A 13,882-nucleotide genomic window follows, 5' to 3' on the forward strand; every position below is an offset into this window, starting at 1 on the left:
GGATCTCCATCGGCACCGGCTCGCTGATCGTCCATTCGCCGATATAGGCGAACTTGCCGTCGGTGGCCTCCACCAGCTTGTAGGTGGCCTGGTTCTGGTGGTGCAGCTTGTCGGTGAAGGTGCGCGGGCCGAACAGGGTCGGCTCGTTGTTCATCTTCTCCAGCTCCGCCACGACCGCCTCGGTCTCGGTGGTGCCGGCACGCTCCACCGCCTTCGCCCAGACGTCGATCATGACATAGCCGGGATAGGCATACTGGCTGGACGGGCGCTCGCCCCACTTCGCCTCGTACTTCTTGTTGAAGATTTCGACATTCGGGTCGGGGTCGTCGCCGTAGATCGAGCCCTGCACCGGCACCACGAAGCCGGACAGGTCCGGGACGGCATCCAGCCAGTAGCTGCCGTCGAGGGAGGAGCCGTTGACGATCAGGCTCTCGATGCCGGCGGCGCGCAGCTGCTTGGCGGCGCTGGCGCCACCGGGATTGTAGCTGCAGAGCATGATCACGTCGGGCGGGCTCGCCAGCGACTTGATGCGGGTGATCTGCGAGGCGATCGACGGGTCGTCGTTCTTGAAGGTGTCGCGGCCGACGATCTCGCCGCCCGCCTTCGGGAACATCCAGTCGAAGCCGTAGCAGATGCCCTTGTTGTACTCGATGGAGGTGTCGAGCAGGACGTAGCCGGTCTTGGCCTTGCGCTCGTTGATCGACCATTCCGCCATCGTGGCGCCCTGCACCGCCGCCAGCACGGAGGCGGAGAAGGAATAGGGGCCGACGCCTTCGATGCCCGCCTTCACGTCCTCGGCACAGAGGAAGAAGGAGATCAGCTCGGCATCCTGGGCCACGTTCGCCGCCGGCGCGCCGAAGTCGTAGTCGCAGGAGACGACGACCATGTCAGCGCCCTCGTCGACGACTTCCTGGCCGGCCTTCACGCCTTCGTTGCGGTCGGTCTTGGTGTCCGCCATGACGACCTGGATCGGCTTGCCCAGCAGGCCGCCGGCCTCGTTGATCTCATCGACGCGGACGAGCGCGGCGCGGGTGGACGGCTGGTCGTAGGCCTGCATCCAGCCGGACTCCGCGATCGCGAAGCCCACGATGATCTCGTCATCGTCGGCTGCAGCCGTACCCGCCGGCAGGGCCACGGCCGCCATCATGGCGGCCGCGGATGCCCAGGTGGGAAAACGCTTCATCTCAATGCCTCTCCTGTATTTGTGGGGCGCTCGGTTGATGACGTCCCTGGCTTTGATTTTTTCCGGATTGTCGGCCGAACTGCAACCGCTTGCAACGGGTTGCCCGAATTCACCGAGGGAATATCGTTCAAACCCGCAGGAAACCGGTGCCAGACCGGCCGACATCCGGTTTTTTCAGTTCTGCACGCCGCCGAACAGGATCTCCATCGGCACCGGCTCGCTGATCGTCCATTCGTCGACATAGCCGAACTTGCCGTCGGTCGCCTCGACGATCTTGTAGGTGGTGATGTTCTGGTGGTGCAGCTTGTCGGTGAAGGTGCGCGGCCCGAACAGGGTCGGCTCTTCGCGCATCTTCTCCAGTTCCGCGACCACGGCCTCGGTCTCCGTCGTGCCGGCGCGCTCCACCGCCTTCGCCCAGACGTCGATCAGCACATAGCCGGGATAGGCGTACTGGCTGCCGGGGCGGGCGCCGTACTTGGCCTCGAACTTCTTGTTGAATGCCTCGACCTTCGGGTCGGGGTCGTCGCCGTAGATCGAGCCCTGCACCGGCACCACGAAGTCGGAGAGGCCGGGCACCGCGGCCAGCCAGTAGCTGCCGTCGAGCGAGCTGCCGTTCAGGATCAGGCTGTCGATGCCGGCGGCCCGCAGCTGCTTAACGGCGCTGGCGCCGCCGGGATTGTAGGTGCAGAGCATGATCGCGTCCGGCACTTCGGGCAGCGACTTGATGCGGGTGATCTGCGAGGCGATGGACGGGTCGGCGTTCTGGAAGCCGTCCTTGCCGACGATCTTGCCGCCGACCTTCGGGAACATCCATTCGAAGCCGTAGCAGACCGACTTGGAATACTCCACCGAGGTATCCACCAGCACGTAGCCGGTCTTCACGTCGCGCTTGTTGTAGGCCCATTCCGCCATCGTGGCGCCCTGCACCGCGGCCAGGACGGAGGCGGAGAAGGAATAGGGGCCGATCCCCTCGATGCCGGCCTTCACATCCTCGGCGCAGAGGAAGAAGGAGATCAGGCCCTCGTCTTGGGCGACTCCGGCCGCAGGTGCGCCATAGTCGTAGTCGCAGGTCACGACGACGATGTCCGCGCCCTCGTCCACCACGGCCTGGCCGGCCTTCACGCCTTCGTTGCGGTCGGACTTGGTGTCGGAATCGACGATCTGGATCTGCTTGCCCAGCAGGCCGCCGGCGGCGTTGATCTCCTCGATGCGGATCTTCGCCGCATGCTCCGCCGGCTGGTCGTAGGCCTGCAGGATGCCGGACTTGCCGGTGGCGAAACCCACGATGATGTCGTCGTCGGTGTCGTTGCCGGCCCAGGCGCCGGCGGGCAGCCCCACGGCGACGGCGAGCGCCAGCGCTGCCGTCCATGTCTTCCCTCTACCCATCTTCGAAGCCTCGTCTGCTTGGCGGCTTCGGCACCGGTTCCGTGCGCCGTCGACCGCAGGCACCGGCCACCCGCCGGCAGGGACACCTACAAAACGAACGCGAATGGCGGGGCAGAGGGCCGGGCGGCAGGGACCGAGGTGTCCCTGCCGGCCGGTCTGCCGTCAGTTCTGCACGCCGGAGAACAGGATCTCCATCGGCACCGGCTCGCTGATCGTCCACTCGTCGACGATCTTCCAGTCGCCGCCGGTCACTTCCGCGATCAGGTAGCGGCCGATGTTCTGGTGGTGCAGCTCATCGGTGAAGGTGCGCGGCCCGACCAGGGTCGGCTCCTCGCGCATCTTCTCCAGCTCCGCCACGACCGCCTCGGTCTCCGTCGTGCCGGCGCGTTCCACCGCCTTGGCCCAGACCTCGATCAGCACATAGCCGGGATAGGCATACTGGCTGGACGGGCGCACGCCGTACTTGGCCTCGAACTTCTTGTTGAATTCCTCGACCTTCGGGTTCGGGTCGTCGCCGTAGATCGAGCCCTGCACCGGAACCGCGAAATTGCTGAGCTCGCCGCCGACGGCGTCGAGCCAGTAATTGCCGTCATTGGTGCTGCCGCCATAGATCGGCACGTCGATGCCGGCGGCGCGGATCTGCTTGATCGCGGCCGCTCCGCCCGGATTGTGGGAGCAGAGCATGATCACGTCGGGCGGCTGCGGCAGGTTCTTGATGCGGGTGACCTGCGTGGCGATCGACGGATCGTCGTTCCGGAAGGTGTCGCGGCCGATGATCTCGCCGCCGACCTTGGGGAACATCCAGTCGAAGCCGTAGCAGACGCTCTTGTTGTAGTCGATCGAGGTATCGACCAGCACGTAGCCGGTCTTGATGCCGCGCTCCTTGGCGCCCCACTCGGCCATGGTGGCGCCCTGCACCGCCGCCAGGATCGACGGCGAGAAGGCGTAGGGGCCGATGCCCTCGATGCCGGCCTTCACGTCCTCCGCGCAGAGGAAGAAGGAGATCAGGCCCTCTTCCTGGGCGACGCTGGCCGCCGGTGCGCCATAGTCGTAGTCGCAGGTCGCCACGACGATGTCGGCGCCCTCGTCGACGACGGCCTGGCCGGCCTTCACGCCTTCGTTGCGGTCGGACTTGGTGTCGGCATCGAGGATCTGGATCTGCTTGCCCAGCAGCCCGCCGGACTGGTTGATCTCCTCGATGGCGATCTTCGCCGACCGTTCCGCCGGCTGGTCATAGGCCTGCAGCACGCCGGATTTCGCAGTTGCGAAACCGACGATAATCTCGTCATCGGTGTCGTTGGCCGCCCAGGCGGCCCCGGTTGAGGCGGTCATCAACGCCGTGAGCGCGACCGCCGGGATGGTTGCATAACGCATAAGTTACTCTCCAACTCGAGGTACAGACTGAGGTGGCCGACGATTCTTGTCGCAATCGAATTGGCACAGCAACACGGTGCCCCCCGCGGCAGGCGGCGAGAGTCGGAGAAATGCGCCCGAATTTGAGGAGATAGCCGAACAGTAAAGGACGACGGGGGTATGCGAGGCGGCAAAACCCGCGCCTCCGCTGTGCTTGCCGCGGAGGGATGTCATCAGGCGTGCATAATTCGACTTGGCAGGCCGGCACCGATCTCGCTAGTGTAACTGCTCCAATTCGCAAGCGCAGCAACGGGCCGCTTCGGCCGGAAATCAAAGAGGCGCGGATTTGGACGCGGCCGCCAGGGCAGGCGCGGTGCGGAAGCGGTCTTGCGCTTTCGCAACTGCGAAACGCGGGGCCGGCGGGAGGCATTGCCATCATGCGGACCATTGGCGGCAGTCATACTGTCGCTCTGGGGGCGGTGTCCTTGGCGGGCATCGGCCACGGGTCGGGCATGTGCCAGGCGGCAGGCCGCGTTCGCCGGTTCGACGGCTGCGTCGGGCGGCGCGGCACGGCGGGTGACGCGCCGCAGGGCATTGGGGCAGCAACGGAGTAGCTTATGGCAGAGGCGACAGCCCTAGAGGGCACGGACCCCGCGGTTACGGCAAGCCCGTCGGTCGCGGTCCACGACCGGGAGAACTGCCTGGGCGGGTTCGAGATCGACGTCTTCTTCCAGGGCCTGGCGGCCATCAAGGACGTGGATGTCGAGGTCGGCCGGAAGGAGATCCTCGGGCTGATCGGGCCGAACGGCGCCGGCAAGACCACCCTGGTGAACGTGCTGACGGGCTTCCAGCCGCCGACCAAGGGGCGCGTCTATCTGGATGGCGAGGATGTCACCGACTGGTCGCCCCACCACCTGCGGCGCAGCGGCGTCGCCCGCACCTTCCAGGCCGGCCGCCTGTTCCTGAACATGCCGGTCAGCGAGAATGTCGAGGTCGCCGCGGTGAACCAGGGGATCTCCCGCGCGAAGGGCCATGCCCATGCGATGGAGATCCTCGAGTGGATCGGCCTGGCCGACAAGGCGCATGTCCCCGCCGGCGTGCTGCCCTATACCGACGAGCGCCGGGTCGGCATCGCCCGTGCGCTGGCGATGAACCCGCGTTACGTGCTGCTGGACGAGCCGGCGGCGGGCATGTCCGACCACGAATGCGACGAGATCATGCATCTCATCGCGGAGATTCCCGATCGCTTCGGCTGCGGGGTGCTGCTGATAGAACACAACATGCGGGTGGTCATGGGCGTCTGCCACCGGGTGCAGGTGTTGGATATCGGCAAGACCATCACCTACGGCACGCCGAAGGAGATCATGGCCCATCCCGAGGTCATCAAGGCCTATCTGGGCAGCACGGCGGAGGCCTGATCCGGATCATGCTGAAGATCGACAACATCACCGTGCGCTACGGCCAGCTGACGGCCGTGCGCGGGGTGAGCATCGACGTTGCCGAGGGCGAGTCCGTCTGCATCGTCGGACCCAATGGCGCCGGCAAGACCACCACCCTGCTGACCCTGTCCGGCGTGCTGTCGCCGGCGGAAGGCAAAGTGCAGTACCAGGGCGGCGACATCACCGGCGTCAATCCGGAAAAGATCGCGCGGATGGGCATCTCCCACGTGCCGGAGGGGCGCCATGTCTTCGCCCTGCTGACGGTCGAGGAGAACCTGAAGATCGGCACCGCGATGCGGCAGGACCGCAGCGGTGTCGAGGCCGATATCGACCTGGTGCTGGAATATTTCCCGCGGCTGAAGGAACGCATCAAGCAGCCTGCCGGCAAGCTGTCCGGCGGCGAGCAGCAGATGCTGGTGATCGGCCGCGCGCTGCTGACCCGGCCGAAGCTGATCACCGTCGACGAACCGTCCCTGGGCCTGGCGCCGAAGATCGTCGACCATGTCTACGACATCCTGGACCGCCTCCGGAAGGAGGAGGGGATGACCCTCCTGATCGTCGAGCAGAGCACGAAGCGGGCGCTGGAGAATGCGGACCGCCTCTATGTCCTGCGCAGCGGCTCCGTGCAGCTGGAGGGCCGCACCGCCGACCTCTCGGCGGAAGATGTGGAGCGCGCCTATTTCGGGTTCGACGATCATGCCGCATAGGCCCGGTCGCCCGGCAGCCCGGCCCCCCGCCATCCTTCCCGCCAGCCAGCAAGGAGCATCTGCACGGTGATTGCCTTCGGCCAGAACCTGATCGATGCCCTGGCGCTCGGCAGCCTCTATGCGCTCGCCGCCCTGGGTATCGGCCTGATCTTCGGCGTCCTGCGCCTGATCAACTTCGCGCACGGCGACTACATCACGGTCGGCGCCTATTCGCTCATCATCCCGTCCACCCAGGTGATGGCGCAGGAGATGCTGGGGGCGCTGCCCTGGCCGCTGCTGATCATCGCCGTCACCGCCGTCGTGGTGATCCTGGCGCTGCTGTCGGAGCTGATCGTCTTCCGACCGTTGCGGGCGGCCTCCGCCGCCACATTGATGATCGCCTCCTTCGCGCTCGGTTTCGTCATCCAGTACACCCTGCTGCTGTTCTACAGCGGCCGGCCGAAGGCCTTCGGGCTCTGGCCGGAGCTGACCCAGGTGGTGGAGTTCGTCGGCCTGCGGGTGCCGCTGCTGCAGCTGATCACGATTGCGGTGACGATCATCCTGCTGGTCACCCTGGTCGGCTTCCTGCGCTACACCGCCTATGGCGTGCAGATGCGGGCCGCAGCGGAGGATTTCCGCATGGCGCGCCTGCTGGGCGTCAAGGCGAACCGGGTCATCGCCCTGGCGTTCGGCCTTTCCGGCTTCCTGGCGGCCGTGGTCTCGCTTCTGTTCCTGACCCAGCGCGGCATCGTCGCCGTCGATATGGGCGTGCCGCTGATGCTCTTCGCCTTCGTGGCGACGGTGGTCGGCGGCATGGGCAGCCTGGTCGGTGCGGTGGTGGGCGGCTATGCCGTCGGCATCCTCAGCGTCGCCCTGCAGGTCTTGCTGCCGGAGGATCTGCGCGCCTTCCGCGACGCGTTCGTTTTCCTCGCCATCATCATCATCCTCCTGTTCCGGCCCTCGGGACTGGTGAAGGTCAAGGCCGTGGTGGAGCGCGTCTAGATGAAGCCCATGCAGCAGAGAAACTTCCTGAGCGAATTCATCGAGCGTTCCTGGCCGCTCATCCTCCTGACCCTGATGCTCCTGGTGATCTGCCTGGTGGTGGATTTCACGGCGAAGGACGTGTTCGGCTACCGCTCGCTGGAGCGGACGGTCACGGAAGCCCTGATCCGTATCGTCCTGGTCGTCGGGATCTACATCTTCATCGGCAATTCCGGCGTCATCTCGTTCGGCCATATCGGCTTCGTCTGCATCGGCGCCTACGGCACGGCGATGCTGACGGCGAACGAACGGCTGAAGAGCCTGAACCTGACCGGCCTGCCCGACTTCATCCGCTTCGAGACCTACGACATCGCCACGGCGGCGATGGCGGGGGGATTGCTGTCGGCGGTCGTCGCCCTGGTCATCGGAATCGCCCTGATGCGATTGTCCGGCATCGCCGCATCCATCGCGACCTTCGCCTTCCTCGCCATTGTCCAGACCGTCTACCTGAACTGGGACAATGTGACCGGCGGCGCCGGCTCGATCGCCCGCATCCCGCGCTATGTCGACATCTGGGTCGCCCTGGCCTGGGTGGTGGTGACGATGATCGCCGCCTGGTGGTTCCAGCGATCGCGGTTCGGGCTGTCATTGAAGGCCAGCCGCGAGAACGAGGTCGCGGCGAAGGCGGCCGGCGTGAACATCTTCCGGTCGCGGCTGATCGCCTTCACCATCTCGGGCTTCTTCTGCGGCATCGCCGGCGTCCTCTACGCGCACTACCTGGGCACCATCACGCCGAACAACTTCTACCTGGCGATGACCTTCGTCGCCCTGTCGATGCTGGTGGTCGGCGGTATCAACAGCCTCTCCGGCGCGGTGATGGGGGTGGTGGTGATCACCTTCGTGATCGAGGTGCTGCGCCAGGCGGAGAAAGGTGTCGATATCGGCGAGGTGGAATATGCCCTGCCGTCCGGCGTGCAGGAGATCGCGCTGGGCGTGATCATGCTGCTGATCCTGATCTTCCGCTCCGGCGGCCTGACCATGAACCGGGAGATCTACTGGCCGTTCAAGTCGAAGACCGGCGCGGCCACATCCGCGATGACCCGCGCCTCATAGCCGCTGCCGACGCAGCGCATCGCAAAAAGCCCCGGCCGGGTGACGGCCGGGGCTTTTTCTTTGCCGCCGGCTGCGGCCGATGCCGGGCCGGCCAGGGCCTCGCGGCAGGGCGCCACAGTGAACAGCCGCGGACGGCAATCAGGGATTGTGACGCCTCTTGACAGAAAAGAGAACATAACATAAACATTATGTTCGATCGGGCTGGAAGGATGGCAGAATGCGCTTGCCAGATATCGTTCGCAGCCGTGGCAACAGGCCCCGCGCATGAGGGCTTGTCGTGAGATGGGCACAGCATGAGGGTATCGACCCTGACATGCTTCGTGCGTTGATCTACGCGGAGAACGCCCATGGCGCCAGCTATGGCTGGCCGGCCGACGGTGTCCAGGAGGCGATGGATTCGGACTTTGCGGAGCGGATCCATGAAGGCGATTGGCGCCTTGACCTGCTGCCTGATTGGCTGGGGGACGTGCCGCTGGTTTCCGACGGTCTGGATTTCGTCGACGACAGCCTGGAATGGGTGAGGGACAAGCTGGGGGATCCGTCGCTGCTTCCGATGAATATCAAGCCTCGGACCTGGAACAGTCTCGGACTGGATTTTCGCAACGGCCTCGACCCGGACGCCAATATCCGCGCCGGTGCCATGCTGGTCCGGCGCATCCTGGAGCGCATTCCGGACCCTGATCCGGCGAAAGTCGGATCGATCTACAATTTCGCCGGCAAGGAGACCGTCAGCCCCTTTGGCGAAGCGGTCGATCGCGCCTATCGCGAGAAGCCCTGGCAGTGAGGGCGGGCCGGTGACCGGGAGCATCCACACATGCGGTAGGGGACACGCGGGCGGCGAGGCGGCGCAATCGCTGCGGCGCGGGATGCGGTTCGGCGATCATGCCGGCCGGATCCTGCTGGCGGCCTGGCTGCTGCCCGTCCTCATCCTGTGCGCCATCGAGCCGGGCATCGGCATGTTCGCCTGCCTGCTGGGCGAGCTGCCCCTGGCCCTGCCATTGCTGGCGCCGCCGGTATTCGTGCTGTTCTACGGCCTGGCGCTGCTCTCCGCCCGGCTGACCGGGTGGCCCGGCGAAGGGTCTTCCGGGCCGGGCCGGCGCGAACTGGCATTCTGGGTCCTGGTCGCCGGCATTCCCTGCCTCTACACCTTGCCGCTGATCGTGCTGCCGTTCGGGCCGGACGCCATCGACAGTCCGGTCGGGCTGGACCCCGCTGCACTGGACCTGCCGGTTGCGCCGCTGGGCCACCGGACGGCCGCGGCGTTGCTGATCTCGCCGCCTCTGTCATTTGCCGCGTTGACCATCGTCGCGATCTGCCGCTGCGTCCTGCATGCCGCGGCGCGCCACCGGTCCTGGACACGCCTCGGTTCCATCGCGCCCGCCCTGGCGCTCAGCTATCTGGTTGCCGTCGGGATCGGGTTCGGCGCGGCAATTGATGCCGGTCGGTTGTGGGACGGCAAGCTGGTCCTTCAGGCTGTGACCTTGTCCGTCTTCGCCAGTGCGGTCCTGTTCCCGCTGGTTTGGCCCTTCGTCCTGCTGGTGGCCCACTGGCGCGGCCGGCGCCCCCCAGACTGTTCCGCGGTTCCAGTCTGAGGGCCGCCTGCGGCCGCCGACACCGCCTATTCCGCCGCCTGCGCCACCTTGGCCCGCAGTTCGGCGGTGGCGGCCTGGTCGACCTTCAGGTCGTGGGTGATCGCCACCAGGTAGATGTCGCGGGCGCGCTCCCGGCTGATCCACTTCTCCCGAACGTCGTGCAGCACCTTCTCCGGCGCGCGCTCGTGCGGCGGGCCGTAGCCGCCGCCGCCACAGGAGATCGAGATCATCCGCTCGTCAGGCTGCAGCACCACCTGGGCGCAGCCGGGCAGCGGCTCGCGGCTGCCGTCCGCCTTCGCCCTGTACTGTTCGGCCGGGCCGCCGGTGCCGCCGCCGCGGGTGCCCTTGGCGGCATTGGTCGCTCCGTCGGAGACATAGCCGATCTCCAGGGTGCCGCCGCCGAACGGGCCATATTCGACATAGGCGCGGGCGGCCCCCTTGGTGCGGCCGGCGCCCTCGGAATCGGCCATCATCTCGCGGCGGTAGATCATGATCGGGTGGCGCTGCTCGTCCAGCTCGACGCTGTCCTGGTAGCACAGCCCGGCATTGCCGACATGGCCCAGGGTCAGCCAGGCATCCTGGGTCGGCCCGCCGGCGCCGCCGGTGAAGCCCAGGAAGACCTGGTTCACATAGGCGGAGCCGTCCTTCGGGTCCTTGCCCGAGATCACGCCGCAGGACGGCGGGATGATCGCGCCGCATTCCGCCAGGCCGATGCCGTCGCGCAGCTCCGCCATTGCCGCCTGCACCGAATTGGCGACCCGGTCGGCCAGGTTGGTCGTCGCCACCGAGCAGGAATAGGGATGCTTCGGGATGCCGACGACGCAGCCCTCGCGCAGCTTGATGGAGATGCGGCGATGCGCGCCGGCATTCTTCGGCACGGTATGGTCGATGGAATTGTAGATGCCGACCATGGCGGAGGTGCGCGCGCAGGCCTCCGACAGGTTCAGGCCGCAGGGCAGGTTGTCCAGATTGTCGGTCATGTCGACCTCGATCCGGCCGGCTTCGGCATCCACCTGGACCTTCACGTTGACCGGGATGCCGGTCTCCGGCGTGCCGGGGAAGTGGTCGTGGGTGGAGGTCCATTCCGCGGTGCCGGAGGGGATCTGCTTCAGCGCCTTGACCATCCGTTCCTCGGAATAGTCGAACCACGCCTTTGTATGGGCCTCCAGCGCGTCCCAGCCGACCTCGGCCGCCAGCGCCATCAGCTCGCGCTCGCCGATGCGGGCGGCGCCGACCATGGCGAGATAGTCGCCCCACCACTGCTCCGGCACCCGGATGCGCATCCGGCACATGCGGATGATGTCGTCGATGTTCCTGTAGTCGTCCTGGATCTTCACCGCGGGGAAGATCAGCGCGCCTTCTTCGTAGATGTCCTTGGCGGAGCCCAGATAGGTGGTCGGCTGCGAATTGCCGCAATCGGCCTGATGCGCCTTCGCCAGCACGGTGAAGCGGTGGCGGCCCGCGTCGTCCATCACCGGCACCAGCAGGGTATGGTCGGCGGGGTGCGAGCAGCCGTGATAGGGCGAGTTGTGCAGGAAGGCGTCGCCGCGCTTCAGCTTCGGGTGGAACTGCACCATCGACCGGGCCATCATGTCCGGGCCGGACAGCACGTGGATCGGCAGGCTCTCCGCGCTGGCCAGCAGCTGGTGGTCGGCGGTCACGATGCAGCAGGAGAAGTCGCGGGCGAGGTTCAGCACCCCGGACCGTCCGGTCCGCAGCAGGGTGTTCGCCATCTTGCGGCTGATTCCCTCCAGGCGGTTGCTCATGATGGCCAGCTTGGCGCCGTCGGTATCCTTCTGCGCGGTCATGGCTTCGTCTCCAGGCTCAGATGTGCCGCGGTCCGGGACCGCTGGCGTCCATTGTAGGGCAATTCCGGCGTCCGATCAGTGGCCCCGATCAGTGAAAGGGGTCGATCGACAGGCTGCCGGAGGGGCGGCGCACAGCGGTGGCACCGGGATTGACCACCACCGTGGTGAAGGAGGATTCGATGATCGCCGGGCCGGCCACGCTCTCGCCGGGCTTCAGGTCGTCGAAGCGGCGCACCTTCGCCTTCACCTTGCCGGTGTCGGGGAAGAAGACCTCCCGGTCATGGGTGTCGGGCAGCGCCACGGCGGCCTCGTCATGCTTCAGGCTGCCGCCTTCCTGCGGCCGGATCTTGCAGCGCACGACGGCGGTCCAGCCGATCACCTCGACCTCGGCGTCCGGGTCGCTGATCGCGAAGATCTCCTCGTGCTGGGCATGGAAGTCCGCGACCAGGGCGCGGATATCGGCCTCGCCCTCGAAGCGGTCCTTGCGCAGCGGCACCTCGATCTCCCAGACCTGATGCGGATAGCGCGCCTCCGCGACATAGGTGATGTGCTGCTCGATGGAGCCCTTGCCGGGGCCGTCGATGAAGGCCTTCGCCTGGGCGGCGAGGTCGGCCAGCACCGCATTCACGCCGTCGGTGTCGAAGGCGCCGGTATGGGCGAACTTCGCCTTGGCGTACTGGTTCGACAGGTCCGACATCAGCGCGCCGGCGGCCGACAGGCCGGCACCGACCTCCGGGATCACCAGGCTGGGGCAGCCCAGGCGGCGGGCGATCAGCACCGAATTCAGGCCGGCGGCGCCGCCGCCGCCGATCAGGGTACCCTCGGCCGGATCGATGCCCTGCGCGACGGTGATGTCATTGATCGCCTGTACCATGTTCTCCGTCGCCACCTCGACGATGGCGGCGGCGGCCTCCTCCACCGACATGCCGAGCGGCGCGGCGACGTCGCGGTCGATCGCGGCGCGGGCCTTCTCGGTCTCCAGCTTCATGGTGCCGCCGAGGAAGAAGCCCGGATCGATATAGCCCAGCACCAGGCTGGCGTCGGTCAGGGTCGGCTTCTCGCCGCCGCGGCCATAGCAGACCGGGCCGGGCATCGCGCCGGCGCTCTGCGGCCCGACATGCAGCAGGCCGCCCTCATCCACCCAGGCGATGGAGCCGCCGCCGGCGCCGATGCTCTTCACATCGACGGAGGGGAAGCCGGTCATGTGGCCGCGATAGGGGGTGCCGATCCAGGTCTCCCGGGTCCAGGGGATGGAGCCCTTGCGCACCAGGCTGACATCGTAGGTGGTGCCGCCGGTATCGGCGATCACCGCGGTATCCGCCTTCTCGTCGACCCGCGCGAAATAGCGGCCGGCGACCGGCGCGAGCGACGGGCCGGAATTGATCAGGTGGATCGGCGCCTCCGCCGCATGGTCGGCATCGATCACGCCGGCCTGCGAGGTGACGACCAGGGTGCGGCCCGAGAAGCCCGCCTCCTTCAGCCGGCCGGTCAGGTTGCGCATATAGGCGCCCATCAGCGGCTTCAGCGACGCATCGAGCGCGGCGGAGGAGGCGCGCCGGTATTCACGCAGCGACGGGTTCAGCCGGTGGGAGAGGGTGTAGGGGATGCCGGGCAGCGCCTCCTCGATCAGCTCGCCCACCCGCAGCTCGTGCGCCGGGTTGACGATCGACCAGATCAGGCAGACGGCGATCGCCTCCACGCCCTGGCCGGCCATCTCCTTCAGGCTGGCGCGCACCGCATCCTCGTCCAGCGCGGCATAGACCTTGCCGTCCGACAGCAGCCGCTCCGGCACCTCCCAGGTCAGGGAGCGCGGGATATAGGGCTCCGGATAGGCGACGGTGTAGTTGAACGGCTCCGTCCGGCCACCCTCGCGCAGCACCAGCACGTCGGGATGGCCCGCGGTGGTGAGGAAGGCGGTGCGCGCGGTATTGCCGGTGATGATGGCGTTGATCGCATGGGTGGTGCCATGGATCAGCATCGAGCCGCGGCCCAGCAGATCCGCCAGCGAGGTGCCGAAGCCGTCGGCGGCGGCCTGCAGGCTGTCGATCACGCCGCGGATCGGGTCCTGCGGCGTCGTCGAGGCCTTGAACATGTGAAGTTCGCCGGCATCGTCCTCGACGACGAGGTCGGTGAATGTTCCTCCGGTATCGACGGCAAAGCGCATGTCGTCCTGGTCCCCTGATTCCTGCGGGAGGGGCTGCGCGCACGATCCGTTGCCGCAGGCGGGCTGCGGCCGGCGCGCCAACTGGCCCCGGCTTCGCAGCGAGATTAGGGTCGCGCTCTGCGGCCGATCAATCCGGCCCGCCGGCAGCGACGTGCCATTCCTCTGTTTAGGGCGCAT

The 13,882-nt window shown here is 67.0% G+C and carries 11 protein-coding genes; 6 read left to right on the plus strand and 5 right to left on the minus strand.

Going from position 1 to position 13,882, the window contains the following annotated elements; all coding sequences use genetic code 11:
* The 3 genes from ACFOGJ_RS19635 to ACFOGJ_RS19645 all read right to left on the minus strand — a co-directional run.
* The coding region (locus ACFOGJ_RS19635; RefSeq protein WP_379903710.1) for an ABC transporter substrate-binding protein at positions 1–1,183 on the minus strand (1,183 nt) is incomplete at its 3' end.
* Positions 1,184–1,357: 174 nt separating this feature from the next.
* Positions 1,358–2,569 carry an ABC transporter substrate-binding protein gene (locus ACFOGJ_RS19640; RefSeq protein ID WP_379903712.1) on the minus strand — a complete coding sequence of 404 codons (1,212 nt, stop codon included), beginning with the start codon at positions 2,567–2,569 and terminating at the stop codon, positions 1,358–1,360.
* A 162-nt stretch (positions 2,570–2,731) separates the two neighbouring features.
* Positions 2,732–3,943 (minus strand): ABC transporter substrate-binding protein, encoded by a 1,212-nt coding sequence (locus ACFOGJ_RS19645; RefSeq protein ID WP_379903714.1) that lies wholly within the window; start codon positions 3,941–3,943, stop codon positions 2,732–2,734.
* 596 nt (positions 3,944–4,539) lie between these two features.
* Between ACFOGJ_RS19645 and ACFOGJ_RS19650 the strand changes: the two genes are divergently transcribed.
* The 6 genes from ACFOGJ_RS19650 (at position 4,540) to ACFOGJ_RS19675 (ending at position 9,733) form a co-directional block, all read left to right on the plus strand.
* On the plus strand, positions 4,540–5,340 hold the full coding sequence (locus ACFOGJ_RS19650; protein ID WP_379903716.1) for an ABC transporter ATP-binding protein: 801 nt from the start codon (positions 4,540–4,542) through the stop codon (positions 5,338–5,340).
* A gap of 8 nt (positions 5,341–5,348) precedes the next feature.
* Positions 5,349–6,068: an ABC transporter ATP-binding protein gene (locus ACFOGJ_RS19655; RefSeq protein ID WP_379903718.1), complete on the plus strand. Its 720-nt coding sequence runs from the start codon at positions 5,349–5,351 to the stop codon at positions 6,066–6,068.
* 66 nt (positions 6,069–6,134) lie between these two features.
* Positions 6,135–7,049 (plus strand): branched-chain amino acid ABC transporter permease, encoded by a 915-nt coding sequence (locus tag ACFOGJ_RS19660; protein ID WP_379903720.1) that lies wholly within the window; start codon positions 6,135–6,137, stop codon positions 7,047–7,049.
* 9 nt (positions 7,050–7,058) lie between these two features.
* Positions 7,059–8,141: a branched-chain amino acid ABC transporter permease gene (locus tag ACFOGJ_RS19665; RefSeq protein WP_379903722.1), complete on the plus strand. Its 1,083-nt coding sequence runs from the start codon at positions 7,059–7,061 to the stop codon at positions 8,139–8,141.
* 277 nt (positions 8,142–8,418) lie between these two features.
* Positions 8,419–8,925: a hypothetical protein gene (locus ACFOGJ_RS19670; RefSeq protein ID WP_379903724.1), complete on the plus strand. Its 507-nt coding sequence runs from the start codon at positions 8,419–8,421 to the stop codon at positions 8,923–8,925.
* An 82-nt stretch (positions 8,926–9,007) separates the two neighbouring features.
* Entirely contained in the window at positions 9,008–9,733 is a 726-nt protein-coding gene (locus tag ACFOGJ_RS19675; RefSeq protein WP_379903726.1) for a hypothetical protein, read from the plus strand.
* Positions 9,734–9,759: 26 nt separating this feature from the next.
* On the opposite strand, the gene ACFOGJ_RS19680 is transcribed toward ACFOGJ_RS19675, so the two are convergent.
* Positions 9,760–11,541 (minus strand): hydantoinase B/oxoprolinase family protein, encoded by a 1,782-nt coding sequence (locus ACFOGJ_RS19680; RefSeq protein ID WP_379903728.1) that lies wholly within the window; start codon positions 11,539–11,541, stop codon positions 9,760–9,762.
* A gap of 88 nt (positions 11,542–11,629) precedes the next feature.
* The gene (locus ACFOGJ_RS19685) at positions 11,630–13,705 is read right to left on the minus strand and encodes a hydantoinase/oxoprolinase family protein (RefSeq protein WP_379903730.1); all 2,076 of its coding nucleotides are present in this window, start codon (positions 13,703–13,705) and stop codon (positions 11,630–11,632) included.
* Between the last annotated feature and the right edge of the window lie 177 nt (positions 13,706–13,882).

Origin of the sequence: Marinibaculum pumilum, from assembly GCF_042646425.1 — a bacterium.
Lineage (GTDB): Bacteria > Pseudomonadota > Alphaproteobacteria > Ferrovibrionales > Ferrovibrionaceae > Marinibaculum > Marinibaculum pumilum.

What these genes read in the sequence shown, in the direction of transcription:
- ACFOGJ_RS19640 (WP_379903712.1), bottom strand. Translation starts at nt 2,569, where the DNA reads ATGGGTAGAGGGAAGACATGGACGGCAGCGCTGGCGCTCGCCGTCGCC.
- ACFOGJ_RS19645 (WP_379903714.1), bottom strand. Translation starts at nt 3,943, where the DNA reads ATGCGTTATGCAACCATCCCGGCGGTCGCGCTCACGGCGTTGATGACC.
- ACFOGJ_RS19650 (WP_379903716.1), top strand. Translation starts at nt 4,540, where the DNA reads ATGGCAGAGGCGACAGCCCTAGAGGGCACGGACCCCGCGGTTACGGCA.
- ACFOGJ_RS19655 (WP_379903718.1), top strand. Translation starts at nt 5,349, where the DNA reads ATGCTGAAGATCGACAACATCACCGTGCGCTACGGCCAGCTGACGGCC.
- ACFOGJ_RS19665 (WP_379903722.1), top strand. Translation starts at nt 7,059, where the DNA reads ATGCAGCAGAGAAACTTCCTGAGCGAATTCATCGAGCGTTCCTGGCCG.
- ACFOGJ_RS19675 (WP_379903726.1), top strand. Translation starts at nt 9,008, where the DNA reads ATGCGGTTCGGCGATCATGCCGGCCGGATCCTGCTGGCGGCCTGGCTG.
- ACFOGJ_RS19680 (WP_379903728.1), bottom strand. Translation starts at nt 11,541, where the DNA reads ATGACCGCGCAGAAGGATACCGACGGCGCCAAGCTGGCCATCATGAGC.
- ACFOGJ_RS19685 (WP_379903730.1), bottom strand. Translation starts at nt 13,705, where the DNA reads ATGCGCTTTGCCGTCGATACCGGAGGAACATTCACCGACCTCGTCGTC.